28 protein-coding genes are annotated in these 26,983 nt (G+C 63.7%); 22 read left to right on the top strand and 6 right to left on the bottom strand.

All coding sequences use genetic code 11. The features are described from left to right. Positions 1–14: 14 nt before the first annotated feature. Both ACZ9A3_RS07145 and ACZ9A3_RS07140 read right to left on the bottom strand, forming a co-directional pair. Positions 15–1,328 (bottom strand): MFS transporter, encoded by a 1,314-nt coding sequence (locus ACZ9A3_RS07145; RefSeq protein ID WP_045201542.1) that lies wholly within the window; start codon positions 1,326–1,328, stop codon positions 15–17. A 177-nt stretch (positions 1,329–1,505) separates the two neighbouring features. After that, entirely contained in the window at positions 1,506–2,429 is a 924-nt protein-coding gene (locus tag ACZ9A3_RS07140) for a carbon-nitrogen hydrolase family protein (protein ID WP_045201544.1), read from the bottom strand. Positions 2,430–2,648: 219 nt separating this feature from the next. On the opposite strand from ACZ9A3_RS07140, the gene ACZ9A3_RS07135 reads away from it, so the two are divergent. The 8 genes from ACZ9A3_RS07135 (at position 2,649) to ACZ9A3_RS07100 (ending at position 8,408) form a co-directional block, all read left to right on the top strand. Continuing rightward, on the top strand, positions 2,649–2,915 hold the full coding sequence (locus ACZ9A3_RS07135) for a chlorhexidine efflux transporter (RefSeq protein ID WP_476252296.1): 267 nt from the start codon (positions 2,649–2,651) through the stop codon (positions 2,913–2,915). Then, positions 2,812–3,117: a PACE efflux transporter gene (locus ACZ9A3_RS07130; RefSeq protein ID WP_476252295.1), complete on the top strand. Its 306-nt coding sequence runs from the start codon at positions 2,812–2,814 to the stop codon at positions 3,115–3,117. Before ACZ9A3_RS07135 ends, ACZ9A3_RS07130 begins: the two co-directional genes overlap by 104 nt. Positions 3,118–3,166: 49 nt before the next feature. Then, the gene (locus tag ACZ9A3_RS07125; RefSeq protein WP_476252294.1) at positions 3,167–3,832 is read left to right on the top strand and encodes a S24 family peptidase; all 666 of its coding nucleotides are present in this window, start codon (positions 3,167–3,169) and stop codon (positions 3,830–3,832) included. Between the two features lie 113 nt (positions 3,833–3,945). After that, positions 3,946–4,239: a helix-turn-helix domain-containing protein gene (locus ACZ9A3_RS07120; protein ID WP_045201548.1), complete on the top strand. Its 294-nt coding sequence runs from the start codon at positions 3,946–3,948 to the stop codon at positions 4,237–4,239. A gap of 99 nt (positions 4,240–4,338) precedes the next feature. After that, positions 4,339–5,628: an NAD(P)/FAD-dependent oxidoreductase gene (locus ACZ9A3_RS07115; RefSeq protein WP_476252293.1), complete on the top strand. Its 1,290-nt coding sequence runs from the start codon at positions 4,339–4,341 to the stop codon at positions 5,626–5,628. Between the two features lie 12 nt (positions 5,629–5,640). Further along, on the top strand, positions 5,641–6,198 hold the full coding sequence (locus ACZ9A3_RS07110) for a helix-turn-helix domain-containing protein (protein WP_045201551.1): 558 nt from the start codon (positions 5,641–5,643) through the stop codon (positions 6,196–6,198). Positions 6,199–6,221: 23 nt separating this feature from the next. Further along, positions 6,222–7,574, top strand: coding sequence for a glutamine synthetase family protein (locus tag ACZ9A3_RS07105; protein ID WP_476252292.1), 1,353 nt, complete (start codon positions 6,222–6,224; stop codon positions 7,572–7,574). Positions 7,575–7,733: 159 nt separating this feature from the next. Next, a complete protein-coding gene (locus ACZ9A3_RS07100) occupies positions 7,734–8,408 on the top strand; it encodes a polysaccharide lyase family 7 protein (protein ID WP_476252291.1) in 675 nt (224 codons plus the stop codon). Here the strand turns inward: ACZ9A3_RS07100 and ACZ9A3_RS07095 are convergent. Then, a complete protein-coding gene (locus tag ACZ9A3_RS07095; protein WP_476252290.1) occupies positions 8,380–9,273 on the bottom strand; it encodes a LysR substrate-binding domain-containing protein in 894 nt (297 codons plus the stop codon). The two genes, ACZ9A3_RS07100 and ACZ9A3_RS07095, sit on opposite strands and share 29 nt — an antisense overlap. Positions 9,274–9,398: 125 nt before the next feature. Between ACZ9A3_RS07095 and ACZ9A3_RS07090 the strand changes: the two genes are divergently transcribed. The 11 genes from ACZ9A3_RS07090 (at position 9,399) to ACZ9A3_RS07040 (ending at position 21,791) form a co-directional block, all read left to right on the top strand. Continuing rightward, entirely contained in the window at positions 9,399–10,460 is a 1,062-nt protein-coding gene (locus ACZ9A3_RS07090) for an agmatine deiminase family protein (protein WP_476252289.1), read from the top strand. Then, entirely contained in the window at positions 10,457–11,362 is a 906-nt protein-coding gene (gene aguB, locus ACZ9A3_RS07085; RefSeq protein WP_258597299.1) for an N-carbamoylputrescine amidase, read from the top strand. Before ACZ9A3_RS07090 ends, aguB begins: the two co-directional genes overlap by 4 nt. After that, positions 11,359–12,450 carry an extracellular solute-binding protein gene (locus ACZ9A3_RS07080; protein ID WP_195883637.1) on the top strand — a complete coding sequence of 364 codons (1,092 nt, stop codon included), beginning with the start codon at positions 11,359–11,361 and terminating at the stop codon, positions 12,448–12,450. The genes aguB and ACZ9A3_RS07080 overlap by 4 nt, the downstream gene beginning before the upstream one ends. A gap of 24 nt (positions 12,451–12,474) precedes the next feature. Beyond that, a complete protein-coding gene (locus tag ACZ9A3_RS07075) occupies positions 12,475–13,590 on the top strand; it encodes an agmatine deiminase family protein (RefSeq protein ID WP_093384678.1) in 1,116 nt (371 codons plus the stop codon). An 84-nt stretch (positions 13,591–13,674) separates the two neighbouring features. Next, entirely contained in the window at positions 13,675–14,274 is a 600-nt protein-coding gene (locus ACZ9A3_RS07070; protein WP_093384682.1) for a TetR/AcrR family transcriptional regulator, read from the top strand. 78 nt (positions 14,275–14,352) lie between these two features. Continuing rightward, on the top strand, positions 14,353–15,501 hold the full coding sequence (locus ACZ9A3_RS07065) for an efflux RND transporter periplasmic adaptor subunit (RefSeq protein ID WP_258597294.1): 1,149 nt from the start codon (positions 14,353–14,355) through the stop codon (positions 15,499–15,501). Further along, a complete protein-coding gene (locus ACZ9A3_RS07060; RefSeq protein WP_476252288.1) occupies positions 15,498–18,626 on the top strand; it encodes an efflux RND transporter permease subunit in 3,129 nt (1,042 codons plus the stop codon). The genes ACZ9A3_RS07065 and ACZ9A3_RS07060 overlap by 4 nt, the downstream gene beginning before the upstream one ends. A gap of 339 nt (positions 18,627–18,965) precedes the next feature. Continuing rightward, entirely contained in the window at positions 18,966–19,751 is a 786-nt protein-coding gene (locus ACZ9A3_RS07055) for a MipA/OmpV family protein (protein ID WP_176794278.1), read from the top strand. Positions 19,752–19,853: 102 nt separating this feature from the next. Continuing rightward, positions 19,854–20,693: a glutathione-dependent disulfide-bond oxidoreductase gene (gene yghU / locus ACZ9A3_RS07050; protein WP_093384701.1), complete on the top strand. Its 840-nt coding sequence runs from the start codon at positions 19,854–19,856 to the stop codon at positions 20,691–20,693. Between the two features lie 115 nt (positions 20,694–20,808). After that, the gene (locus tag ACZ9A3_RS07045; RefSeq protein WP_093384705.1) at positions 20,809–21,381 is read left to right on the top strand and encodes a hypothetical protein; all 573 of its coding nucleotides are present in this window, start codon (positions 20,809–20,811) and stop codon (positions 21,379–21,381) included. An 80-nt stretch (positions 21,382–21,461) separates the two neighbouring features. Beyond that, a complete protein-coding gene (locus ACZ9A3_RS07040) occupies positions 21,462–21,791 on the top strand; it encodes a hypothetical protein (protein WP_093384710.1) in 330 nt (109 codons plus the stop codon). On the opposite strand, the gene ACZ9A3_RS07035 is transcribed toward ACZ9A3_RS07040, so the two are convergent. The 3 genes from ACZ9A3_RS07035 to ACZ9A3_RS07025 form a co-directional block, all read right to left on the bottom strand. After that, entirely contained in the window at positions 21,788–21,961 is a 174-nt protein-coding gene (locus ACZ9A3_RS07035) for a hypothetical protein (RefSeq protein ID WP_176794279.1), read from the bottom strand. The genes ACZ9A3_RS07040 and ACZ9A3_RS07035 overlap by 4 nt on opposite strands. Positions 21,962–22,058: 97 nt before the next feature. Beyond that, positions 22,059–22,985, bottom strand: a complete 927-nt coding sequence (locus ACZ9A3_RS07030; RefSeq protein WP_258597291.1) for an alpha/beta hydrolase — start codon at positions 22,983–22,985, stop codon at positions 22,059–22,061. Continuing rightward, complete coding sequence (locus ACZ9A3_RS07025) at positions 22,972–23,808, bottom strand: SDR family NAD(P)-dependent oxidoreductase (RefSeq protein WP_093384723.1); 837 nt, start codon at positions 23,806–23,808, stop codon at positions 22,972–22,974. The genes ACZ9A3_RS07030 and ACZ9A3_RS07025 overlap by 14 nt, the downstream gene beginning before the upstream one ends. A 144-nt stretch (positions 23,809–23,952) precedes the next feature. On the opposite strand from ACZ9A3_RS07025, the gene ACZ9A3_RS07020 reads away from it, so the two are divergent. The 3 genes from ACZ9A3_RS07020 (at position 23,953) to nudE (ending at position 26,903) form a co-directional block, all read left to right on the top strand. Next, positions 23,953–24,996 (top strand): 3-ketosteroid-9-alpha-monooxygenase, oxygenase component, encoded by a 1,044-nt coding sequence (locus ACZ9A3_RS07020; RefSeq protein WP_476252287.1) that lies wholly within the window; start codon positions 23,953–23,955, stop codon positions 24,994–24,996. Positions 24,997–25,127: 131 nt separating this feature from the next. Next, on the top strand, positions 25,128–26,258 hold the full coding sequence (locus ACZ9A3_RS07015) for a helix-turn-helix transcriptional regulator (protein ID WP_258610284.1): 1,131 nt from the start codon (positions 25,128–25,130) through the stop codon (positions 26,256–26,258). 87 nt (positions 26,259–26,345) lie between these two features. After that, positions 26,346–26,903 carry an ADP compounds hydrolase NudE gene (gene nudE, locus ACZ9A3_RS07010; protein WP_093384731.1) on the top strand — a complete coding sequence of 186 codons (558 nt, stop codon included), beginning with the start codon at positions 26,346–26,348 and terminating at the stop codon, positions 26,901–26,903. Positions 26,904–26,983 lie beyond the last annotated feature (80 nt).

Below are 26,983 nucleotides of genomic sequence, written 5' to 3'. Positions count from 1 at the left end.
GGCTTGCGTCGGGTTCACAGTGATTCGCAGACTTCACCCTGCACCGCCAGCGTTGGGCTCTCTTTGATAAGCCGGGCCGGCAGCGCCAGGATCAGCGCGCCAGCGCCGACCACCAGCAAGCCGGCGAACAGGTACAGGCCGATATCCAGGCTGCCGGTGCTGGCCTTGACCAGCCCCAGCACCGTTGGGCTGGTGAAGCCGCCAAACAGCGCCAGGGAGTTGATCAGGGCAATGCCGCCGGCAGCCGATTCACTGCCCAGGTAACGGGTGGGGATGGTCCAGAACAACGGCATCGAGGCATACAGCCCGACCGCCGCCACGCTCAGGGTCACCAGGCCCAGCACCAGGTTGCCCGGCACCAGGGTGCAGGCGATCAACGCGCAGGCGGCCACCAGCATGCAGCTTGCCAGGTGCCAGCGGCGCTCGCCGACGGCATCGGAATGCCTGCCGATGACGATCATGCCCACGGCGCTGGCGATGTAGGGCACCGCCGTCAGCAGGCCAATATGGAAAGGGTCGTCGACGCCGTAGCTTTTGATCATCCCCGGCAGCCAGAACCCGAGAATGTAGAGCCCGGCCATTACCGAGAAATACACCAGCGCCAGGGCATAGATGCGCGGGTCGCGCACCACCGCACCGAGTGCGTGGCTTGTGCTGCCGGTGGGCGTGCCAACCTCTGCGGCGATGCGCTGGCGCTCTTCGCGGCTCAGCCATGTTGCCTGCTCGGGCCGGTCGATCAGCAGGAAGCCGGCCAGAATACCGAGGATGACCGCCGGCGCCCCTTCGAGCAGGAACATCCACTGCCAGCCGTGCAAATCATGCACGCCTTCCATGGCGCGAATGATCCAGCCTGACAGCGGCCCGCCGAGAATGCCGGCGATGGCAATGGCCGACATGAACACGGCGATCACGCTGCCGCGCATGCGCACCGGAAACCAGTAGGTCAGGTAAAGGATGATGCCCGGGAAGAACCCGGCTTCGAACACCCCGAGGAAAAACCGCGCCAGGTAGAACTGCAAAGGCGTCTGCACAAACATCATGCAAGACGACACCAGCCCCCAGGAAATCATGATGCGCATGATGGTCTTGCGCGCACCGATGCGGGTCAGCAGCAGGTTGCTGGGCACTTCAAACAGCACATAACCGAGGAAAAACACCCCGGCGCCGAGCCCGTAGACCGCATCGCTGAAGTTCAGGTCCTGCTGCATGCGCAACGCGGCGAAACCGATATTGACCCGGTCCAGGTAAGAAACGATGTAGCTGACAAACAGCAGCGGCAATATCTTCCAGGCGATCTTGCGGTACAGCAGGTGCGAACCAGTATTCATTTCTGACAAGCCTCTAGTATTTTTCTTATTGGTGCAGGGCAACGCAAAGCGCAGAAACTTCAAAGCAACGATCAACCGCAGAGCGTGTCGGAATCGACAGGCACCTGGCCTCAGGACGAAGCCAGGTGTGCAGCAACATCAGGGCAACCGGCGCACGCGCGCCCTGCCCACTTCGGGTTATTGCTGGAACTTCACCGAGCTTTTCGCCCGTTCATCAACCAGCAAGGTGAAGACATCCGGGCGCGAATAGTGGCCGACCACATCAAAGTCATACCGCGCTTTGACCAGCTCGGCCGAATCGATCTGCGCCACGAGCAAACCGGGGCCGTGCTTCAATGGCCCGGCAATCACCTCGCCCATGGGGCCGATGATCACGCTGTTGCCCTGCATCAGCGGTCGGTCGTCATCCCAGTGCGGCAGGCTGGTACCCAGGTCGCGTGGCGACGGCTGGTACTGGCAGGCGCTGACCAGAAAACAGCGCCCTTCGTGGGCGATATGGCGCATGGAGATTTGCCAGTTGTCGCGCTCGTCCACCGTCGGCGCGCACCACACCTCGATGCCTTTGGCGTACATCGCCGTGCGCAGCAGCGGCATGTGGTTTTCCCAGCAGATTGCCGCGCCGATCTTGCCCACCGGGGTATCGATCACCGGCAGGGTCGAGCCGTCGCCCTGGCCCCAGATCAGCCGTTCGCTGCCGGTCGGCATGAGCTTGCGGTGGTTGGCCACCAGGCCCTGCTCCGGCGAGAAGAACAGCGCCGAACAGAACAACGAGCTGCCACTGCGCTCGATGACACCGACCACCAGGTGCGCGCCGGTACGTTGCGCCAGGGCTGCGAGTTCGGCGGTTTCGGCGCCCGGCACATCGATGGCATTGGCAAAATAGCGCTCAAAGGCCTCGCGGCCTTCCGGCAGGCGATAGCCCATGTAGGTGCCGAAGATTTCGCCTTTCGGATAGCCGCCCAACAGGGCTTCGGGCATGACCACCAGCTGGGCGCCAGCGGCCTTTATTTCAGCCTCGTAGGCAAGAATCGCCTCCAGGGTTGGTTGTTTGCCGTCGGGGTGCGAACCCAGTTGCAGTGCTGCCACAGTAGAGAGGGTCATGGTTCGTTATTCTTGGGTGATGGATGGTGTGTGCATGCTCCTCCGGCGCTTGATATCGAGCAATCCGTCAAAACTTAAATCTGATATCAACCGCACTGATATCGATACTTGAGCCAGGCAACCCAATCATTCCATCGCTTTTTACGATGGAATCTATTTTTCAAATAAGCAAAAAACCGATGAAAATTGCCTCACCGAAACACACCTTCAGGTGACGTCATGAAACTGCAAGCCTCCCAGAAATCCTTTGCTGAACGCATCGTCCACGCCGTCGGCTTCGAACTGATCGCCGTGCTGATCTGCGCACCGATCGGCGCCTGGCTGCTGAACCGCTCGATGCTGGAAATGGGGCGCGCTGGCGGTGATGCTGTCGACCGTGGCGATGATCTGGAACATGCTCTACAACGCGGCGTTCGACCGCCTCTGGCCGGTCAGCCGGGTCGCGCGTACGGTCAAGGTCCGTGCCCTGCACGCCGGCGGCTTTGAAACTGGCTTTGTGCTGATCGGCGTGCCGATCGCAGCGCTGATGCTCGACGTGTCGCTGGTGCAGGCGTTCTTGCTGGAGATCGGTTTCTTCGCCTTCATGCTGCCCTACACCATGGCCTACAACTGGGCCTACGACCTGCTGCGCCAGCGCCTGCTGAGCGCACCGGCAAGCGTAGTGCGGGTGCAATTATCGCGTGAGTAACGCCGGGCCCCTCTTTAGCATCGAGCTAAATAGTGGCATTCTGCACCCCATGGATATCTACGCGATTCGCAAGCACAACCTGCTGCAGTTGCTCGGCACCCAACGCAAGGCCAGCTGTGCCGAGCGCTGGGGCATGAGCCCGGCGCACCTGAGCCAGATCCTGTCGCTGCGCACAGAAAAAAACCTCGGCGATGAAGTGGCCCGGCGCATCGAGCAGGCCGAGCGCCTGCCTGCCGGCTGGATGGATGTGCTACAGGGCGAGGCTGATGTACCGGCCAGCGGCGAGTTCGTCAGCATCGCCCACTTCGACATCCGCGGTTCGATGGGCAACGGCAACACGCCACCGGCCCATGTCGAAGTAATCCGCGACCTGACCGTGCACCTGGACTGGCTGCGTGGCCAGGGCATCAGTTTTTCTGCCGCGCACAACCTGGCAATCATCAGCGGCGATGGCGACAGCATGGCCGGCACCTTCAACGACGGCGACCCGCTGCTGGTCGACCGTGGCATTCACGAGGTGCGCAGCGATGCCATCTACGTGTTCAGCCTCGACGGCGACTTGTTCGTCAAACGCCTGCAACGCCTGACCGATGGCGCCTTGCGGATGATTGCCGACAATCCGCTGTACCCGCCGGTATTGATCGAAGGCGCGGCGCTGGAAAAACTGCACATTCATGGCCGGGTGCTACTAGTTTGGAACGCGCGAAGAGTATGATGGCAAAACAACCGACCGCCCTGGTCGGTTAATGGACATTAGACAACAGCAGTAGGATGTAGCGATTCCAGCAACGGATTGCTCGACCGAATCCGTGTGACTGAGATCGAATCATGAGCGGTAATCTGTGGGTGTGGGAAGAAGAAGAGCTGCTGGCAATGCGCAGGGCATTTGCTGCACTCAAAGCCGGGCAACCCCAGGCAGAGCGGGTGTCGCAGCGGCGCATGGCCGCCGAGATGGGCGTCAGCGTCACCACCCTGAATGCCTATATGACCGGCAAGCGGGCGCTGGACGTCAAGTTCGCGCTGATGTTCGAACGCCTCACCGGTATCCCCACGCGCAGCTACAGCCCGCGCCTGGCTGACGAGATCGCAAGCCACCGGCACCATCACAAACCTGCGGTCTAGAGCCTGCGCGCCATTGAACGCTGAGCCTCGCTTGGCCTCGTGAAATTTATCTGGTAGTTTTTCATGAAAAAATACCAATAAAAATTCATGAGGTCCGTCGTGTTCAAGCAATCTGCCCAGCATGTCGCCAGCTATTACGCCCAGACCTACCCCGCCGCCATCCCTCTGCGCCCTACCCTGCAGGAACGCCTGGACACCGAGGTGCTGATCATTGGCGCCGGCTTCAGCGGCCTGCACACCGCCCTGCGCCTGGCGCTCGCCGGCAAGCGGGTGACCCTGGTGGAAGCCAGCCGGGTGGCCTGGGCGGCGTCCGGGCGCAACGGCGGGCAGGCGTTGCTGGGGTGGTCGTGCGACATGCCGCCGCTGGAAAAGGCCCTTGGCCAGGAACGCGCACGGCGCCTGTGGGACAGCATGCGCTGGGCCGCCAGCGAGCTGCGTGAATTGCCCGAGCGCCACGGTTTTACCGTCGATTACCAGCGTGGCAGCCTGTGGGCGGCGGTGCTACCGCGACGGGTGGCCATGCTCCACGAGGCCAGGCACGAAGCCGAAACTAAATGGGGCTATGACCAGTTGCGGGTGATCGAGCGCGACGAATTGCCCGAATGGATCGGCAGCCCGCGCTACCAGGCCGCGCTATACGATGCCGAAGGCGCCCACCTCAACCCGCTGAAACTGGCCCAGGGCCTGGCCAGCGCCATCGAAGCGGCCGGCGGGCGGATCTTCGAGCAAAGCCGGGTGCTCAGCTACCGCGATACCCCGGCAGGCTTTCTCGCCCGCACTGAAAAAGGCGAAATCCGCAGCGACGTGCTGGTGCTGGCCTGCAACGCCTACATCGACCAGCTTGACCGACCACTGTCGCAGCGCCTGCTGCCGGTGGGCTCCTATCAGGTGGCCACCGCGCCCCTGGACCCGGCCCTGGCCCGTTCGCTGCTGCCGCGCAACAGCTGCGTGATCGACAACCAGTTTGTCCCCGACTACTTCCGCCTGACCCCGGACCAGCGCCTGCTGTTCGGCGGCGGTTGCACCTACATGGGCGGCATTCCCAAGGACGTTGCCGCCGCCACCCGCCCGGTGCTGGAACGGGCCTTCCCGCAGCTACAGGGCGTGGCGATCGACTACGCCTGGGGCGGGCATATCGATTGCAGCCTGCGCCGCACCCCGGACATCGGCCGTCAGGGCCAGCGCTACTGGCTGCAGGGCTTCTCCGGCCATGGCGTACTACCAACCCTGGCCGGCGCCCGCGCGGTGAGTGATGCGATCCTTGGCAACCACGATTTGCTGGCGTTGTACCAGGCCATCGACAACGGCCGTTTCCCCGGTGGCGACCTGCTCGCCGCGCCGCTGGAAGCTGCCGGCAAAGCCTGGTACCGCCTGCGCGACACTATTTGAGAGAGCCCCTTTATGGACATGCAGGAAGAAATCGAAAGCCTGGCGATCCTTATTCGCGACCTGCGCAAGCACCGCAACCTGACCCTCGGCGAGCTGGCCGAACGCATCGACCGCTCGGTGGGCTTTCTGTCCCAGGTCGAGCGCGGCCTGTCGCGCCCGACCGTGGCCGACCTCACCGCCATCAGCGAAACCCTGTGCGTGCCGACCACCTACTTCTACAACCTGAGCAAGCCGCGGCAAGTCGACTGGGTCACCCGCCCCGGCGAACGGCGCACCCTGTATTACGCCGCCGGGGTCACCGACGTGCTGGTCTCGCCCAAGCTCAACGGCGGTTTCTCGATGCTCGAAAGCCACCTGGCGCCCGGCGCCAGCAGCGGTGACGGGCACCTGGACGACAGCTCCGAGCAAGGCGGGTTTGTCCTCGAAGGCGAGTTGAGCCTCTGGCTCGATGACGCCCCAGAGCCGGTCACCCTGCAGGCCAACGACAGCTTCCAGCTGCCGGCGCACAGCCAGTTCCGCTACGCCAACCTGACCGAACACAGTACCCGGGTGCTCTGGGTATTCCGTTGAAACCAAGCGCAGGATCGCACGTGATGACAACAATAAAAGACTGCCCTGATCTGCTTAGTGAAGTACGCGCATTTCGCGCCGAGCATCCTCAGGTGCGTTATGTCGACCTGATCAGCCTGGACATCCCCGGGCACTTTTATGGCAAGCGCTACCCGATCGACATGCTCGAAAAAGTCGCCGCCGGCAGCGCCCTGAAACTGCCGCAGAACTGCGTGCTGCTGGGTGTTCAGGGCGGCCTGCACCCGATCGGCGACTACTGCTTCAACGACGGCGACCCGGACGCGCCACGGCGGCTGATCCCCGGCACCCTCAAGCCGGTGCGCTGGGAGAACCAGCCGCTGGGGCAGATGCTGATCAGCTCTGACGGCACCGCCGCGCCCATTGAGTTCGAGCCCCGAGAAGTGCTGGCGCGGGTGCTGCAACGCCTCGAACGGCGCGGCATTCGCCCGGTGGTGGCCTTTGAGCTTGAGTTCTATCTGTTCGACCGCGCGCTCAAAGACGGCCTGCCGCAGTTCCCCCGCGACCCGTTCAGCGGCGATGCCGATGACCAGCCGAACATGCACATCGAGCGCCTGTCGCGCTATTCCGACGTGCTGCGGGACATGGTCGAGGCCGCCAACGAGCAAGGCGTGGACGCCAACGTCATTACCGCAGAACTGGGCCCTGGGCAGTTCGAGATCAACTTCGGCCACTGCGACGACGGCCTGCGCGCCGCCGACTGGGCCGCCCTGTTCGCCCGCAGCACCCGTGGCGTGGCGCTCAAGCACGGCATGCGCGCCAGCTTCATGAGCAAGCCCTACCTCGACGCGCCGGGCAGCGGCATGCACGTGCATGTCAGCCTTTACGACCAGCAGGGCAACAACCTGCTGGCTGCCGACAACCAGCGCCCGCTGCGCCATGCCGTGGCAGGCTGCCTGGAACTGCTGCCGCAGTGCATGCCGATCTTTGCCGCCAACCACAACGCGATGCGCCGCTACGGCGCCATGGTCAACGCCGCGAGCCGCGCCAGCTGGGGCTTTGAAGACCGCGACGCGTGCATCCGCATCCCCGAATCGGACCCACGCAACCTGCGCATCGAACACCGTCTGGCCGGCGCCGACGCCAACCCATACCTGGTGCTGGCAGCGATTTTAAGTGGCATGGAACACGGTTTGGAGGTCGGCAAAGAGCCGATTGCGCCGCTCAACGAAGACCGCAGCAGCGGCATCGACTTTCCCAAGGACATGCTCGCGGCGGTGGCGGCCATGCGTCATCACCCGGTGGTCAATGAGCGGTTGGGCAGTGAGTTCGTCATGGTCTATTGCGAGAACAAGAGGCAGGACCACCTGGCGTTCATGCATGAAGTAAGTGCGCGGGAGTATCGCTGGTTTCTCTAGACTGCGCCGGCCTCATCGCGGGTCTCGACTTGATCCGCGATAGGGCTCGAAGCCGAGCGCAGTTTAGCTATTGACGAAATTTTAGCTTGCAGCTAATTATTAGCTCAAGCCCACATCCATCTCAGAGAGGGCCCACACCGAAAACCGAAGGAGAAACCCATGAGCGTAAACATCGACCGCCTAACAATCACCACCCCCGAGCCCAAGTCCACCAGCGACCCCACCGCCCTGGAGCTGACCGGCGCCCAGGCCCTGGCGCAGTTGCCGAAAATCATCGCCAGGCTCGACGACGGCTCGGTCCGCTTCACCGCCCCAACCAAAGGCGCGTCGAGCAAAAGCACCCACCGCACCCGCTGCGAATGGAAAGAACTGACCTACTGGTCGCTCGCCAGCGCCAGCAAACACCACAACCACCAGAGCATGACCCTGAGCAAGGTCAACGCGGCGCAGAAGGTGGTGATCTCGCAACTGCACGTCAAAGACGACGACAGCCCGGTGGTCAAGGTGTTCTGGAACAAGGGCAAGCTCACTTACGGCTTTCGCCGAAGCTACAACCAGAGCGCCCCGGCCAGCGTCACCCTGCTGGCCAATGTGCCGCTGGGCACCGCGTTCGAGATCATTCTCGATGTCACCGCCAAGGGCGTGGTGACCCTCGCTGCCACCTGCCAGGGCAGCACCGCCAGCAGCGGACCATTGCAGATGGATGCCAGCTGGAACAGCCGCACCTTCAACTTCCACGGCGGCGTCTACAACCAGGTTGATTACAGTGACAGTACGCCGGCCAGCGACGGCTCGGTCTGCATCATCAGCGCGCTGGCGCTGGGTCACCATTAAGCCCTGAACCCTCTGCCAGGCACTGCTCAAGCCACTGGCAAAAGCTCACAGTCAAGGCCTCCCCTTCACTGTTACGGTGCACCAGCCACGCCCACTTGGGCCCGCGCACGGTCTGCTCGGTCAGCGCCACCAGGTCGCCTTGCGCACGCGCCTGCCCGGCCAGCAAGCCACTCACCAGGGCAATGCCCAAGCCCTGGCTGGCAGCGTCAAGCAACTGCCCGGGGTCGGAAAAATTCAGGCCCTGCAGCTTCTGCCCCACAGCCTCGCCACCCTGGGTGTGCCAGTAGCTCCAGTCCATTTCCCGCTCGCCATGCAGGGTGGTCCGCCGCGCCACGTCGAGCTCCAGCAGGCGCGGGTGACAGGCCGGGTACAGCCGATCCTGAAGCAGCACGCGAAAGCTGCAATCGGCCTGGGCGCTGATGTCGTCACGCACGGCAATGTCGATGGTCTGGGTGGTCATGTCGGGGATTTCATCGCTGGTGAACAGCCACAGGTCCACCTCCGGGTGCAGCCGATGAAAGTCGCCCAGGTGCGGCACCAGCCAGTGCCGGGCGAATGCCGGCGTGGTGTTGACCACCAGTTGGTTGGGCTTGCGGTACTGCTCCAGGCGACGGATGCCAACGGTCAGTTGCTGCAGCATCACCTGGGTGGTGCTGAGCAGGTCGTGGCCGGCATCGGTAAGCGACACGCTGCGCCCTTCGCGAAAGAACAGCGGTTGCTCCAGGTAGTTTTCCAGGCTGCGGATCTGCTGGCTGATCGCCGATTGGGTCAGGTGCAGCTCTTCGGCAGCCTTGTGAAAACTGCCCAGGCGCGCCGCCGCTTCAAAACCGCGCAGCGTGTTCAGAGGTGGCCAGTGTTTCAGCATGATTGATAAGCCCAGCTAATCATATATCGGCAAAATCCATCGTTTGTTCAGGTGCAGACCCCAGTTATAGCATGGACACCCCGGCAACCTTGCTGAAAACAATTACTTAACTGAAGGGTATTGCAATGCACAATGACAGCGCCAACAACAACGGCTGGTTCATGCCCGCCGAATGGGCTCGCCACGCTGCCACCTGGATGGTCTGGCCGCACAACCAGGCCCTGTGGGAGTCGACCTGGGGCGTCACCCTGGCGGCTGTGCAGGTGGATTTCGCCCGGGTCGCCAACGCCATCGCCCGCTTCGAGCCGGTGAAAATGGTCGTCGACCCCAGCGCCGTCAGCCAGGCCCGCGCGTTGTGCGGGGCCAACATCGAGCTGATCGAAATCGCCGTCAACGACAGCTGGTGCCGCGACTCCGGCCCAAGCTTCATCTGCCACCCGCAGCAAGGCCTGGCCGGGGTCAGCTGGCGCTTCAACGCCTGGGGCGGCAAGTCGGCCCACGGCCTCGATGAAGGCCTGGCCCGGCGCGTGCTCAATGGCCTGGGCCTGCCATGCTTCGGCAGTTTTCTGGCCAACGAAGGCGGCGCGATTCATGTCGATGGCGACGGCACGCTGATCACCACCGAATCGGTCCTGCTCAACCCCAACCGCAACCCGGGCCTGGGCAAGCAGGACATGGAAGAAATCTTCGTCCGCCTGCTGGGGGTGAACAAGGTCATCTGGCTGCCGGGCGACCCGGACTACGTCACTGGCGACATGACCGATGGCCACGTCGACGGCGTCTGCGCGTTCGCCCGGCCGGGCGTGCTGCTGGTCGATGCCACCGAAGATCAAACCTCGGTCTACGCCCAGGTGGCGAAGGAGAACCGCCGCGCCCTGGAACTGGCGACCGACGCCCGTGGCCGCAGTTTCGAGCTGATCGACCTGTACGAAGCCTCCGCTGCGGTCGACACCGATGCCGAAGTGTTCTGCGCCTCCTACACCAACTTCTACCTGTGCAACGACGCGGTGATCATGCCCGCCTACGGTATCGACGCCGACCAGCAGGCCGCCGCCACCCTGCAGCAGGCCTTCCCCGGCCGCAGCGTGGTACCGGTGCAAATCAACCAGCTGGCCCATGGCGGTGGCGGCGTGCATTGCATCACCCAACAGCAACCGGCCTGGCCCCTGAAAGGAGCCAAGCCATGAGCGCGCTGAGCGTCGCCAGCCTGCAGTTGGCCTGCAGCTGGAACCTTGAAGACAACCTCGATAACGCCGAGCGGCTGGTGCGCGAGGCGGCGGCGGCCGGGGCCAGGCTGATCCTGCTGCCCGAGCTGTTCGCTACGCCCTACTTCTGCATCGAGCAATGCCACGAGCACCTGGCCCTGGCGCAACCCTATGAAAACAGCCCGCTGTTGCAGCGCTTTGCCGCCCTGGCGGCGGAACTGAACGTGGTATTGCCGCTGAGCTGGTTCGAGCAGGCCGGCAATGCCTACTTCAATTCGCTGACCGTCGCCGATGCCGACGGGCGCTTGCTCGGCGTCTACCGCAAGACCCACATCCCCAACGCCATCGGCTACCAGGAGAAGGAATACTTCAGCCCCGGCGATACCGGTTTCAAGGTCTGGGACACCGCCGTCGGGCGCCTGGGCGTGGGCATCTGCTGGGACCAGTGGTTCCCCGAGACCGCCCGCTGCCTGGCCTTGCAAGGTGCAGAAATCCTCTTGTTTCCCACCGCCATCGGCTCCGAGCCCGGCGCTGCGGCGCTGGATTCGCGCGACCATTGGCAACTGACCCAGCGCGGCCACTCCGCCGCCAACATCCTCCCGGTGATCACCGCCAACCGCACCGGCGTTGAAGTGGCGCGCAGCGATGCCGAGCTGCACATGCGTTTTTATGGATCGTCGTTCATCACCGACCACAAGGGCCGCCTGCTGGCCGAAGCCGATCGCGACAGCCCTTGCATGCTGCTGGCCGAGCTGGACCTGGCGCACATGCGCGAAGAGCGCCTGACCTGGGGCATCTACCGCGACCGCCGCCCGGAAATGTACGCCACCCTGTTGAGCCTGGACGGCCGTCACCCACACAGCACCTGGAGGCATGGCGCATGAACAGCCTGAAAACCCTGATCGCCCTTTCCCTGGCCCTGGGCTGCAGCCTGGCCAACGCCGAAGACAAAGTGCTGCGCCTGTACAACTGGGCCGATTACTTTGCCGAAGACACCCTCAAGGATTTCACCGCCCAGACCGGCATCAAGGTCATTTATGACGTCATGGACAGCAGCGAAACCCTGGAGGCCAAGCTGCTCTCGGGCAACAGCGGCTACGACCTGATTTTCCCCGGCGACACCGTGGCCGAACGCCTGGCCCGCGCCGGCGCCCTGCAAAAGCTCGACCCGGCCAAACTCGAACACCTGGCAGACATCGAGCCCGGCCTGCAGCGCCTGCACCAGCGCTACCCCAACTCGCGCGAGAGTACCGTGCCCTACACCTGGGGCAGCATTGGCCTGACCTACAACCGCGCGGCCATCGAGCAGCGCATCGCCAATGCCCCGGTCAACAGCCTCGACCTGCTGTTCAAGCCAGAAAACGCCGCGCTGCTGGCCGACTGCGGCATCTCGATGATCGACTCGCCCGACGAAGTGCTGGCGGTGGTGCTGCACTACCTGGGCAAGGACCCACGCAGCGGCAAGGCCGATGATTTGCTCGCCGCCCGGCAGATGCTCGGGGCGATCAAGCCGTACATCCGCAAGTTCCAGTCGCAGCCGGTGACCCAGCTGGTCAATGGTGACACCTGCATTTCCCTCGGTTACAGCGGCGACATGATCCAGGCCCAGCGCACCGCCGATGCCGCCGGTAAAAAGGTCGAGTTCCGCTACCACATCCCGGTGGAAGGCACGACCATCTGGATGGACAGCATGGCCATTCCCGCCGATGCCGCCCACCCGGAATACGCCTACGCTTTTATCAACTTCGTCATGCAGCCGCAGCAGATGGCCGCCATCAGTTCGTTCACCGGCTACCCCACCTCCAGCGCCAAGGCACGGCCGCTGGTCGAGCCGCAGATGCGTGACAACCCGGACATTTACGTCAGCGACGAAACCTACGCGCGGCTGATCCCGGGCAAGGACATTACCCAGAAAGACATGCGCGCGCGCATGCGTACCTGGACCACCCTCAAGACTTCCTCGGCCCATTGAGCCGTCACTACGAGAGCCACACCGATGACACCCCGTCGTACCTTTCTCAAGCATCTGTCAGTCGCCGCCGGCATTGCCGGCCTGGGCCTGGGCCCGTTGCGCCTGGCCATGGCCGCTGACCAGCGCTGGTTCATGCCCGAAGAAGACCAGGCCCAGCGGCGGATCTTCCTGGCGTTTGCCGCCGCCGAAAATGTCTGGGAAGACCAGGCGGACGCGGTCAACAGCTGCATCGCACAACTGGCCCGGACCATCGCCCGCTACCAGCCGGTCAGCGTACTCTGCCGCCCCGAAGACCTGGCCGATGCACGCGAGCAATGTGGCAGCGACAACATCGAGTTCCTGCCCATGGCGCTGGACGACATCTGGATCCGCGATTACGGCGGCTGCTTCGTCATCGACGACGACGGCAACAGCGCGCTGATGGACTTCAACTTCAACGGCTGGGGCAACAAGCAACGCCACCGCAACGACAGCCGCGTGGCGGCAACGCTGAGCGAAACCCTGAACGTGCCCTACCTGCAAAGCGAGCTGACTGGCGAAGGCGGCGGCATCGAAGTGGACGGCCACGGCACGGCGATCATCACCGAAAGCTGCTGGGTCAATGCCAACCGCAACCCCGACTGGAGCCGCAGCGATGTCGAGGCCGAGCTTAAAGCCAACCTTGGCCTGCGCAAGATCATCTGGCTGCCGGGCATCAAGGGCCAGGACATCACCGATGCCCACGTTGACTTCTACGCGCGCTTCGTCGAGCCGGGGGTGGTGATCGCCAACCTCGACAACGACCCGGACTCCTACGATTACCGGGTCACCCGCAAGCACCTGGAAATCCTCAAGCAGGCCACCGACGCCGACGGCCGCCGCTTGACCGTGCACCTGCTGCCGCCACCGGGCAAATTGCGCAGCAACCGCTTTACCCGCGACAACCCGGAGTTTGCCGCCGGCTACATCAACTACCTGCCGATCAATGGCGCGGTGATTGCCCCGCAGTTTGGCGACCCGAAAGCTGACCAGTACTGCAAGCAGTTGCTGGCCAAGTTGTACCCGGGGCGGACCATCGAGCAGGTCAACATCGACCCGATTGCTGCGGGCGGCGGCGGCATACATTGCATCAGCAAGAACATGCCCGACACCCGGCAGTAATCCCGCCAGTCGCCCTGCTCGCTTGACGGCGTGCAGCGGCAGGCCAATAATAGATCGATCAGTCAGTCTATTAATGAGCCAGACATGAGAACCGTAGACCCGGACAAAGTCGCCGCCAAACGCAAGCAGATCCTCGATGCGGCTATCGAATGCTTCGCGCGCAATGGCTTTCACTCCACCTCGACCGCGCAAATCTGCGCCGCTGCGGGCATGAGCCCGGGCAACCTGTTCCACTACTTCCCCAGCAAGAACGCGATCATCGAGGCCATTGCCCAGGACGACCAGCATGGCATGGCCGAGCTGATCGCCCACTACGCCAAGGCCAAGGACAGCCTCGCTGCAATCGAGAACATCGCCATCGCCATGATGGAGTTGTGCAGCGACCCCAGCTACGCCCGAATCAGCCTCGAAGTCGCCGCTGAAGCCTTGCGCAACCCTGAAGTCGGTGCCCTGCTTGCGGTCAATGACGCCAAGGTCAAGGCCGATCTGCAGGCCTTGCTCCAGCGTGGCATCGAAGCCGGGCAGATCGACCCGACGCTGGATACCTCGATGGCCGCGACCTGGCTGATCGCCCTGACCGAAGGCGGCATCGGCCGCGTCGTGCTCGAGCCCGGCTTCAAGGCCAAAGCCCATAAACCGGTGCTGCGCAAGATCATCCGCAGGTTCCTGCAGATTCAGCCATAGGCCGCCCGATATCAGCCTGTTGCGCTCGCTGTGCCTCCCCTTTGCTGTGCCTACTCGAGATTGATCGCGATGGTATCTGTGCTGCGAGACAAACCCCGTCTGTGGATCACCGGCCTGCTGTTACTGCTGGTGGCAGGCTGGGTGCTGGTGATGCCTGCCAGCGAACAAGCGGACATCACCCCTGCGCCCGTGCCCCTGCTCAAGGTCAGCAGCGTGCTGGCCGAACCCGGCACTGTGAGCCAGACCCTCCTTGTCACCGGTAGCCTGGTAGCCCGCGACGAGGTGTCCATCGGGACCGCACTGCAAGACACGCGCATCGCCAGGGTATTGGTCGAGGAAGGTGACACGGTGGTGGCCGGGCAACTGTTGGCGCAACTGGAAGCCGACACCCTCGACGCCCAGGTACGCCAGGCCGAGGCCACCCTCAATCGCAACGCAGCCCTGATCAAGCAGCAGCAAGCGCTCGACATCGAGGCACAGGCCAGCCTTGCGCGAATCAATGAGCTGGGCAGTATCGGTGCGGTCAGCGCCCAGCAACTCGACCAACAGCGCGCCCAGGCCCACGCCAGCGCCGCCGCGTTAGCTGCCGCCCGGGCCGAGCACCAACAGGCCATCGCCCAACTGACTGACGCCCGCACTCGCCGCGACAAGGCCATCATCCTCGCCCCGGTCAACGGCATCATCTCCGAACGTCACGCCCGGCTGGGCGCCATGGCCGGTAGCGAGCCGCTGTTCAAACTGATCCGTGACGGCCAACTCGAGCTCGATGGCGAACTGGCGCAAAGTGCGTTGCAAGCAATTCGGGTCGGTACTGCGGTCCAGGTGCAGGTCGCGGGCATGGACCAGAGCGTAGCCGGCACGGTGCGTTTGCTGGCGCCCAAGGTGGATGCCGGCACCCGCCTGGGGCGCGTGCGCATCAGCCTCGCGGCAACGGCCGATGCGCGCGCTGGCAGTTTCGCCAGTAGCAGGATCGAAACCGGCACTACCGCCGCGGCGGTGGTCATTCCGCTACGGGCGGTGACCTTTGCCGAGGATGGCGGCGCCACCGTCATGGTCCTTGATGCCCACGGCCAGGCGAGCGTGCGTAGCGTGGTCCTTGGCCAGCGCAACAGCCTGCGGGTGCAGGTCAGCAGCGGCCTTGGCGCCGGTGAGCGGGTGGTGGCAAGCGCCTCGGCCTTCGTGCGCAACGGCGACGTGGTCAGCCTGGCACAGGAGCTGGAGCAATGAACCTGGCGGTGTCGTCCTGGGCCATTCGGCGGCCCATCCCGACCCTGGTATTGTTCCTGGTGCTGGCCGTGGCCGGCTGGATCTCCTTTGCCGACCTGCCGATCAACGCCAACCCACGGGTCGACTTTCCGGTGATCACCGTCGCCGTGGTCCAGGTCGGTGCCGCGCCGAGCGAACTCGAACATGCGGTCACCCAGCGGGTCGAGCGCGCGGTGTCCGGCCTGGCCGGTATCCGTCACATTACCTCGACGATCGCCGATGCCATCTCGGTCACCACCGTGGAGTTCCAGCTCGGTGTCGACCCCGACCGCGCCGCCAACGACATCCGCGATGCCATCGGGCAAATTCGCGCGGACTTGCCGCAGACTATCGAAGAGCCGCTGGTCACGCGCATTGATGTCGAGGGCGGGGCGATCCTCAACTACGCCGTCAAATCCAGTGCGCGCAATGCCGTGGACCTGTCCTGGTTTGTCGATGATGTACTCGGCCGGGAACTGCTTGGCGTGCCCGGGGTGCAAAAAGTGCAGCGCCTGGGCGGCCTGGAGCGTGAGGTCAAGGTCGAACTCAAGCCCGAGCGCCTTGAGGCGCTGGGTATCTCGGCCGACCAGGTCAACACCCAGCTGCTGCACAGCAACAGCAACGTGCCCGGCGGGCGGGCGATTCTCGCCGACAGCGAGCAATCCATACGCACACTGGGCAGCGCCCTGACCGTGCAAGCCCTGGGCGACACGCCAATCGCCCTGCCGGACGGACGCTGGGCGCGGTTGAACGAGCTGGCAAGCGTGGTCGATGGCGCCGGTGAAATGCGCTCGCTGGCGCGCCTGAATGGCGAGCAGGTGGTCGGTTTTGCCGTGTTTCGTGCCAAGGGCTCCAGCGATACCCGGGTGGCCGCAGGGGTTGAGGCTGCGCTCCAGCGCCTGCAGCAACATCACCCGGACATCGAAGTCCAGCAGGTCGCCTCGATGGTCGACTACACGCTGGCCAGCTACAACGCCGCGATCATGACCCTGATCGAAGGCGCGCTGCTGACGGTGCTGGTGGTACTGCTGTTCCTGCGCAACTGGCGTGCGACCCTGGTGGCGGCCATCGCCCTGCCCTTGTCGATCCTGCCGACTTTCGCCGCCATGGCCTGGTTCGGCTATAGCCTCAACAGCATCACCTTGCTGGCCCTGACCCTGGTTATCGGCATCCTGGTCGACGATGCGATTGTCGAAATCGAGAACATCGAGCGGCACCTGGACCAGGGCAAGCGCCCCTACCAGGCCGCCATTGACGCCTCAGATGCTATCGGCTTCGCCGTGGTGGCAATTACCGCGACCATCGTTGCGGTGTTCCTGCCGGTGAGCTTTATCGGCGGCTTTGTCGGCCAGTATTTCACCCCCTTTGGCATCACCGTGTCGGCAGCGGTGTTGAGCTCACTGCTGGTGGCACGGCTGCTGACGCCGCTGATGGCCGCCTACTTACTCAAGCCCAAATCGACTGAGCATCAGTTGCAGGCAACGCAAGCGCCCTCTGGCTTGCTCGCGCGCTATCTGCGCCTGCTTGAGTGGGCACTGGCGCATCGGCGCAAAAGCCTGGTGATCGCGGCGGTTTTCCTGCTGGCTTCCTTTGCCCTGGTACCGCTGCTGCCTTCGGGCTTCATGCCGGTCAGCGATACCAGCCTGAGCCGCATCGATGTCTCCCTGCCACCCGGCACGCCCCTGGCGCAGACCGACCGGACCCTGCAACAGATGGCCGCGAAACTGCGCCAGCAGCCGCAGGTGATGTTCGTCTTCAGCACCGCCGGCGGCGAAGATGCCTCCGGCGCCACCGATGTCGCCAGCGGCCAGTTGCTGGTGCGCCTGGTGCCACCCGAGCAACGCGAGATGAGTCAGAAGGTATTCGAGCACGCACTACGACCGGTCCTCGGTGAGTTCGCCGATGTGCGCTTTGCCTTTCGCAGCGACAGCGCGGCGCGAGACATCTCGGTGATTCTCGTCGGTGCCGACGCCCGGCAACTGTCCCAGGCCGCTTACGCGCTGCAAAGCGATATGCGCATGATCAAGGGGCTGGCCAATGTCCAGGTCAACGAACCCTTGCCGCGTCCGGAGCTGTTGATCCGCCCGCGCCTGGATGAGGCCGCCCGCTCTGGCGTCAGAGCCCAGGCCATCGGCAGCGTGGCGCGAATTGCCACTTTGGGCGATATCAATGCCAATTCAGCGCGCTTCAACTTCCACGACCGGCAAGTACCGATTCGCGTGCAACTGGCCGAGGGACAGCAAGGCGACCTCGACACCCTGCGCAACCTGCGGGTGGCCAGCGACAACGGCGGCACGCTGGCGCTGCACAGTGTCGCCGACATCGACTACGGCAGTGGCCCGACAAGGATCGAACGCTTCGACCGGCTGCGGCGCATCTCGGTGGACGCCGACCTCGCCGGCATAAGCCTCGGCTCGGCGCTGGAAGTGATCCAGGCCACCCCCGCCTTGCAGCACCTGCCCCTTGGCGTGCGCGAGGTGGAGTATGGCGACGCCGAGTACATGAATGAAATGTTCGAGAAGTTCGCCACGGCCATGACCTTCGGCATCCTCATGGTGTTTGCCGTACTGGTCCTGCTGTTTCGTGACTTCCTGCAGCCGCTGACCATCCTCGTCTCGCTGCCCCTGGCGGTCGGCGGGGCCATCGGCGGCCTGCTGTTGTATGGCGCCGCCATCGACCTGCCGGTGGTTATCGGTTTGCTGATGCTGATGGGCATCGTCACCAAGAATTCGATTCTGCTGGTCGAGTTCATCATCGAAAAGCGCCGCGCCGGCATGCCTCGGCACCTGGCACTGATGCAGTCGGGCGCCGAACGCGCCAGGCCAATTGTCATGACCACCCTTGCCATGGTCGCCGGTATGCTCCCGGCAGTCCTCAGCAGCGGCGCCGATGCAGGTTTTCGCGCGCCCATGGCAATTGCCGTGATCGGCGGGCTGGTGACTTCAACCTTGCTCAGCCTGGTCTTCGTACCGGTGGTGTTCAGCTATATGGACGACCTGAACAACTGGCTGGCCCCGCGCCTGGCAAAACTCACTTACGTGACTGCGCAAGACCGGGCGGCGGCACAACAGCAACTGGCAGAGGCAAATAATGATCAGACAGTTTAAGCGCTCTTCGCCGCGCGGGCATTTCTCCTTTATTCGCACACCCTCGGGTTAATAGCGGTATTTGTCCCCTGCGGCGCCAATAAGCATATCTAGCCGCTATTTAATTTTGATGAAACCCGTAACAGCCAGGGCAAACGTTATTGCCTGTCATCGGCTATTGAGCCGTTGGGTACTGCTGTTCTCCAAGTTGCTCTTCGGGCTTCGCCGGATGTTCTACAAAAACTGCAAAGCCATTGAATAAATATGCCACTAACAGAGTTTTACATCCTGCTCACGGATACTAACAACAAAGCCCCGTACCCTGATCAGACTTAAATTTACGGGAACACTGTAACCCCCATGAAGACGACAAGGATCTACACTGCGTTGACTGGTCTCTGCCTGGTGAGCGCCTCAGCGAACTTATTGGCGCAAGAGTGGCAGTTCACCTTGCAAGGCGGCGCCGCCAATGCCCCCCGCTACAGTGGCAGCAGTGAGCGCTCTACGGCACCGGTGCTCGGCTTCGAGATCGAAAGCCCTTATGGTTTGTTCCTGCGGGACAAAGGCCTGGGCTGGAAACACGATTGGGACGACGCCAGTTTCAGCACCTACATCGGCACCAGCGCCGAGCGCAAGGACCGCAAGAAAGGCTACCGCGGTTCCGACCGCCTGCGTGGCATGGGTTCGATCAAATCCCGCGCGCTGCTGGGCATGGAAGGTTCCTACACCTGGGGGCCGGTCACCTTCGGTGCAACGTTCGAGCATGCGCTGAAAAAAGACAGCAACAAAGACACCGGCTCCGCCTACCAGACCCTCGAACTGAGCGTCGGCACCACCTTGTACGAAGGCGATTTCGGCAGCCTGAGCGGCAACGTCAATGCGCTGTTTGGTGACGCCGACTACGTCCGTACCTGGTATGGCGTCAGCGCGCAACAAGCGGCCAACAGCCGCTTTGCCGCGCACAAGACCCACGGCGGCCTGGTCAGCCAGGGCGTCAACCTGACCTGGAGCCTGCCGCTGAGCGACAACACCCGCCTGCATACCCTGCTGGATGTACAGAACCTCTCCGGGCATGTGAGCGACAGCCCGATTGTCGAGCGGCGGGTACAAACCTCGATCGCCAGCGTGCTTGAGTACAGCTTCTAGAACGCTGGCTTTTGCGCCCGGGCAGCAGTGGCCGCGCGGTTTGACAAGAGCGCGCGCCAGGCCCGAACATGAGCCCCTCGAGCACACCAGGAGGTTCATCGCATGAGCAAGGCACCCTACGTCCCGCCTCGGGTCTGGCAGCACGACGCGCCGTCGGGCGGCGAGTTCGCCAACATCAACCGCCCGGTGGCCGGCCCGACCCACGACAAGGCCCTGCCGCTGGGCAAGCAGCCGCTGCAACTGTACTCCCTGGCCACGCCCAATGGCGTCAAGGTCACCATCCTCCTCGAAGAGCTGCTGGCCCTCGGGCATGCCGGCGCCGAGTACGACGCCTGGCTGATTCGCATCAGCGAAGGCGAGCAGTTCTCCAGCGGCTTCGTCGAGATCAACCCCAACTCGAAGATCCCCGCCCTGCTCGACCGCAGCGTGCAACCGCCGGTGCGGGTGTTCGAGTCGGGTTCGATCCTGCTCTACCTTGCAGAAAAATTCGCCGAGTTCCTGCCCCGCGACCCAGCGGGTCGAACCGAAACCCTCAACTGGCTGTTCTGGCAGATGGGCGCAGCGCCCTACCTGGGCGGCGGCTTCGGCCACTTCTATGCCTACGCGCCAGAAAAATTCGAATACCCGATCAACCGCTTCAGCATGGAAACCAAGCGCCAACTGGATGTGCTCGACCAGCGCCTGGCGCAAAGCCAATACCTGGCCGGCGACAGCTACACCATCGCCGATATCGCCGTCTGGTCCTGGTACGGCCAACTGGCGCTGGGCAGGCTGTATTCGGCGGGCGAGTTCCTCAGCGTGCAGGACTACACCCACGTGCAACGCTGGGCGCAAGCCATTGCCGAGCGCCCGGCGGTCGTCCGCGGCTTGCGGGTCAACCGCACCTGGGGCGATGAAGCCAGCCAGGTGCCCGAGCGGCATTCGGCGCAGGACCTGGACTGAGGCAACAGTATTCGACGTCAAACGCGAGTACTGTGCGACAAACACTGGCAGGGATAGCCATTGTGCTCCACTGTCAGGTCAAGCAAACGACCCTGAAGCGAGATAACTGAAGAACATGAAGTTCACCACACGCACCGCAATCATCACCCTTGGCGCCTCTGCTCTCCTGGCGGGCTGCAACAACGAACCTGAGTATAAGGTCACCGGCACCAACGCCAACGAAATAAGCCAGTACAACCAGCAGCGCGAAAGCGCCGCCGCTTACCTGACCAAAGTTCAGGCTTATGTCGCTGAGATCAAGGCCATGGAAGCGCTTCCGGTTGGCCCTGCCCTGCCTGCGCAACACCAGAAGATGCAAGCACTTAAAGTCGAAGGCGACGGAGTTGGTTCAATTGTTTCTCCGCTTTCTCACTGCCGAGCAAGCGGCTACGCAGCCTCGGAATACTGGCAAACCGTAGCAGGCATGATCACGACTCAGCCCCCTTCCGCTGCCCTTGAAAGATTTGCCAGCGAGGTCCAGCAATGCCAGCAGCAACTGCAAAACCCACCCAAGGCCATCACCTACATTGAAGGGCCTGCCGATAAGCAACCAGCTTACCCGGGCTGCCTGGAAATCTTGGCACTGGGTGAGAAAGACGGCGATACCCGGACATGGAGCTGCCCTACCGAATCCATGCCTTCGACATGAGCCTTTAACGCCCACAGGCGGCGCTCAGACCTCAAACAAGCGCCGTCCACTACAAGAATCAAGGGCTAATCAAATCCAGGATGGAGCACTACAAATCACTGTTACAGGCGCTGTTCTTCTTTGCGCTGACCTTCGGCCTTGGCTATCTGTCGATACGCCGCATGCGCAAGCTGCGCGAGGCCGTCGACAGCGAATTCGAAGCGGCGCTGCGCCGCCTGCACATCGACCACCACGAAGTGCTGCTCGACCGCACCCAGCGCCAGTATCACCCGGAGACGACCCAGGTGCACCGGATACTGCGCGATGACCAAGGCCAGCACTACCTGTACGTGCACATCAGCGGCTCGCCCGGGGTCCTCCAGCCACTGAGCCGCGAGCGGGCGCTGCTGGCCCTGGGCAACAAGGCCTAAGGCATCAGCCTGGCGACGCTCGGCACCGGGATGTAACACGGCTGGAAGCTGGGCTGGCAGTAATAGGCCATGGTCACCGGCGCCGGCAGCGGGCGGGTCAGCAAGGCGCTGTAGACAGCGCCAAAGGCGCAGACGGTCAAGGCAAGGCAAATTGTTCTTGTTGTTTTCATGGCCATTCCACCACAGGTGAGGAAAAGACGTTGTGCGCTCAAGACTAGAAACTGCTGCGACAACCTGCTTCGTCCAAACGGACTAGGCCGCCGCCATTCAGCCCAGCGCCCGGCGCAGGTCGGCCGCGGCCCCGGCCAGGGCCAAGGCAGCGCCCTCGACAAACGCGCTCATGCTGATAAAGCCATGCACCATGCCCTGGCAACGCTCCAGGCGGGTGGCCACACCTGCTTGTTGCAAACGTTGGGCAAAGGCTTCGCCTTCGTCGCGCAATGGGTCGTACTCGGCGGTGATCAGGGTGGTGGCGGGTAAACCCTCCAGTGACTCGGCGAGCAGCGGCGAGGCCAGTGGCTCCTCGACCTGCTCGGGCTGTTGCAGGTAGCTGCGCCAGAACCAGGCCATCATCGCCCGCGACAACAGATACCCTTCGCCATACACCTGGTACGACGGGGTGTCGCAGCGGCCATCGGTGACCGGGTAGAACAGGCACTGGTAGCGAATCTGCGGGCCCTGGCGCTCTGCGGCCAAGCGGCTGACGGCGATCGCCAGGTTGGCCCCGGCGCTGTCGCCGGCCACGGCCAGGCGGCTGCCGTCGACGCCCAGGCTGGCGGCATGTTCGACCAGCCAGCAGGTGGCGGCATAGCAATCGAGCGGCGCCGCCGGAAAGCGCGCCTCCGGTGCCAGCCGGTAGGCCACCGACACCACCACCGCGCCAGTGGCGCTGGCCAGTGCCCGGCACAGATGGTCATGGGTATCGAGGGTGCCGATGACAAAGCCGCCGCCGTGGAAGAACACCAGCAGCGCCAGGTTGTCTTGCGCCAGCGGCCGGTACAGGCGGGCATCCAGCTCGCCAGCGGCGCCCGCCACGCGCAGCTCACGCACTTCGGCCATCTGCGCGCCAGGGATCGGCGGCAACAGGTGGTCGGCATATTGCCGATACTGCACGGCATCGAGCCGGTGGTAGTCGGGCTCCCCCTGGACGCTGAACTGTTCGAGCACGGCGGCGATCTGTTTATCGAGCGGCATGGGCGTCTCCTTCGGCGATCATCTGGAACTGCGGGTTGGTTTCTTCAAGGATGCTGCGCAAGCGCAGCTCCAGGGCGGGCTTGAAGTCTTTGTGCGGGAAGATCCAGAAGCGCCGCTCGGCCAGCGCGGCGAATACCTGGGCGGCCAGCTCGCGGGGCGTCATGCCCTGGCGAATGTGCTCGTCGAGCACGGCGCTGAAAGTGGCGTCGGCCTGCTCGCGGGCCTGGTTGGAGGCCATGATGTCACTGGCCACCGGCCCCGGGCAGAGCACCGCCACCGAGACCTGCGCGCCGAGCATGTCCAGCTCGTATTTGAGGGTTTCGGATAACGCCACCACCGCCTGCTTGGTGACGTTGTAGGGCGCCATCAACGGACTGCTGAGCAAGCCGGCGAGCGACGCGGTGTTGATCACCTGGGCCGGGTGGCCCTGCTCGAGCATCAGCGGCACAAAGCTGCGGATGCCATTGATCACCCCTTGCAGGTTGATGGCGAGCATGCGCTGCCACTGCTCGTGGCTGATCTGCCAGCTGTAGCCGGTCTGCATCACCCCGGCATTGTTGAACAGCAGGTCGACCCGCTGAAAATGCGCCAGGGCGACATCACGCAGGCGCTCGACCTGGGCCACATCGCTGACGTCGGTCAGCTGGGCAATGGCCTGCACGCCCTGGCCTTGCAGTTGCGCGCTCAGCGCCTGCAAACCCGGGCCATCGACATCGGCCAGTACCAGCTGCATGCCCAGCCCTGCCGCATGCTCGGCCAGGCCCCGGCCGATCCCGCTGGCGGCGCCGGTAATCACCGCCACCCGCCCCTGCTCGTTGCTCATTGCGTTCTCCTGCTGCTGGCTTGATTGCGCCAGTAGAGCCGTCAGCCCACGGCCGGCCATCGTCCGTTCAGACGATGCCTGCTGGTACAGGGGCGGCAGAATCACTCGCACAGCACACCCCGTGATACCCCGGAGAACAATAAGATGAGCACCCTGCACCGCATTGAAGCCAAGCTGCTGGAAGACCGTTACGCCCGTGGTTGGCACTGCCTGGGCCTGGCCGCGCACTACCGCGACGGCAAGGCCCACCGCCTGGACGTGTTTGGCACCCGCCTGGTGGCGTTCCAGGGTGAAGACGGCCAGCTGAACATTCTCGACGGCTTTTGCCCGCACATGGGCGCCGACCTGAGCACCGGCTGCATCGAAGGTAACTCGATCCGCTGCCCGTTCCACAGCTGGCGCTGGGGCGCCGATGGCGTGTGCGACGACATTCCCTACGCCAGGCGCATTCCACCGCGGGCCAAGGTCAAGCGCTGGCCGATCATGGAAGAAAACCAGCTGCTGTTCGTCTGGAACGACCCGCAAGGCAACCCGCCGATTGCCGAGCAGGCGATCCCGCGCATCGACGCCTGCTTCAGTGACCAGTGGGCCGCCTGGGAAGTGGCCGAACTGCAGATCGACACCAACTGCCGCGAGCTGATCGACAACGTCGCCGACATGGCCCACTTCGGCACCGTGCACGGCGCGCCGGTGGCCGAGTTCAGCAACGTCTTCGCAGGCCACCTGGCCACCCAGATCATGCGTGCGCGCAGCGAGCGGCTGTCTGGCGACAGCGAGCTGAGCACGGTGGCCACCTACTTCGGCCCGGCCTACCAGATCACCGAAATGACCGGGGCAATGAACGGCCAGCCGATCCATTCGATCCTGCTCAACTGCCATGTGCCGATCGACCTCAACAGCTTCACCCTGCGCTACGGCGTGCTGGTGAAAAAGATCCCCGGCCTGAGCGAGGAGCAGAACCAGGCCATGGCCAAGGCCTACGTGCAGCAGGCCCAGGCGGCTTTCTACGAAGACGTGGCGATCTGGCACAGCAAGACCCGGGTCGACAATCCGCTGCTGTGCGACGGCGACGGCCCGGTGTACCAGCTGCGGCGCTGGTATGAGCAGTTCTATACCGACGTCGACCTGCTGCCTGCCGAAACCGCCGACAGCAAGCGTTTCGTGGTGCTTGACGGCGAGCGCGCCTGAGCCTTGCCGAGCGCTTTGGACAGGCGTGCGCTACGCCTGTCCGGATGCGTGTACGGAGCGTTGCGTGCACGCGTTAACGCCGACTATTCTCTGCCATCGCCAACGCTAATAATAAAAAATGGTAGTTCCCTATGCAGCCGTGCCTCACCCTCGAGTCATTCAGCGACTTGCTCGGTCACCTCTATCAAGGGCCGATGGAGAACATTCCCTGGGTCACCTTCCTCAACCAGCTCAACCTGCAGCTACAGAGCAAATACGTCACCTTCATTCTACGCCCGCCCAGCGCCCACGTTGACGGCCTGATGGTCAACACCACCGGCAGTTCGAGCGAAACCACCGCCTCGTACAACAAGCACTTCTTCGCCCTCGACCCGTTCGTCGACCTGCCCAACCGCGAAGTGGTGACCCTCGCCAGCTACGTCTCCAACGACGAGCTGTTGCAATCGGAGTTCTACAAGAACTTCCTTGAACCCGTGGACGTGTTCCATATACTCGGGGCCGACATCAATACCGGCGACGGCGCCCAGTGCCGTATCCGCATCAGCCGCGGGCGCGATGAGCAGGCCTTCGGCGACCAGGAAAAAACCCTGCTGGCGCGCTTCATCCCGCACCTGGAGCGCTCGATCAAACTGCACATGCAGCTCAACCGCATCGAGACCGAACGCAACCTCTACGCCGGCGCCGTCGACCAGATGGCGGTGGGCACCATCATCCTCGACGAAACCGGCAAGGTGCTGCAGACCAACCAGGTTGCCGAGCGGCTGATCCAGGAAAAGGACGGCATCAAGCTGGTCAACGACGGCTTGCAGGTCGGCACCGCACGCGACACCCAGGAGTTCCGCCGGCTGGTCAAGCAATCACTGCTGTCGCAAAAAAGCAGCAACCCCTCGGTGGTCGAGGCCATGCGCGTACAACGCCCGTCCGGGCGCGCCGACCTTGGCATCATCGTGCGCTCGGTGCCGCTGTCGACCTGGAGCGAAGGCAAGCAATGCCCGACCGTGGTGATCTTCATCAGCGACCCCGAGCAGCAATCCTCGGCGCCGCAGGAGATCGTCCGGGCGCTGTTCGATTTCACCCCGGCCGAAACCCAGTTGGCGATGCTGCTGGCCAACGGCCTGACCCTGGACGAAGCCTCGGAGGAACTGGGCATCAGCCGCAACACTTCGCGGGCGCACCTGCGTTCGACCTTTTCCAAGACCGGCGTGACCCGCCAGACCATGCTCGTGCGCTTGATCTTGCGCAGCGTGGCGACCCTCGGCTGAAGCACCCGCCCTCGTCCGCTTGGACGATGGCGGGTTGCCGGGCACAGCGCACAGTGCAGGTATCCACCCGCCGCCAGGGGCCTGCACATGCGCAACTGTCCGACCATCCTCAAGACCGAACTGCTGGCCCAAAGCAGTCATTTCCAGATCGAAGCCCTGCACCTGCAGTTCAGCAACGGCCAGCGGCGCATCTACGAACGCTTGCGCGGCACCGGCTACCGCTCGGTGATGCTGGTGGCAATGCCCGACCCCGAGCACGTGCTGCTGGTGCGCGAGTACGCAGTGGGCGTAGAGGGCACCATCCTCGGCCTGCCCAAGGGCGGTGCCGAGGCGCATGAAAGCTACCTGCAGGCGGCCCAGCGTGAGCTGTGCGAAGAAGTCGGCCTGAGGGCGGCGCGGCTGACCGAGCTGGGCGAACTGACCTTGGCGCCCGGGCATTTGTGTCATCGCTATCGGGTGGTGCTGGCCCAGGACCTGAGCCCCTGTGCTCTGCAAGGTGACGAGCCGGAGCCGCTGGAATGCATCAAGGTGCCGCTGGCGCAGATCCCGGCACGGGTGGCCAGTGGCGAGTTGCATGAGGCCCGGGCCATTGCCGCGTTGTTCATGGCCATGGGAGCCTGTGGGAGCGGGCTTGACCCGCGATGAGGCCGGTGCAGCCTGCGCAACAAGGCGTTATCTGAATTACGACCGCTGCGCGCTCGATCGCGGGTCAAGCCCGCTCCCAC

It is taken from the genome of Pseudomonas sp. TE4620 (assembly GCF_056279045.1).
This window is presented reverse-complemented; position numbering and strand designations above follow the sequence as displayed.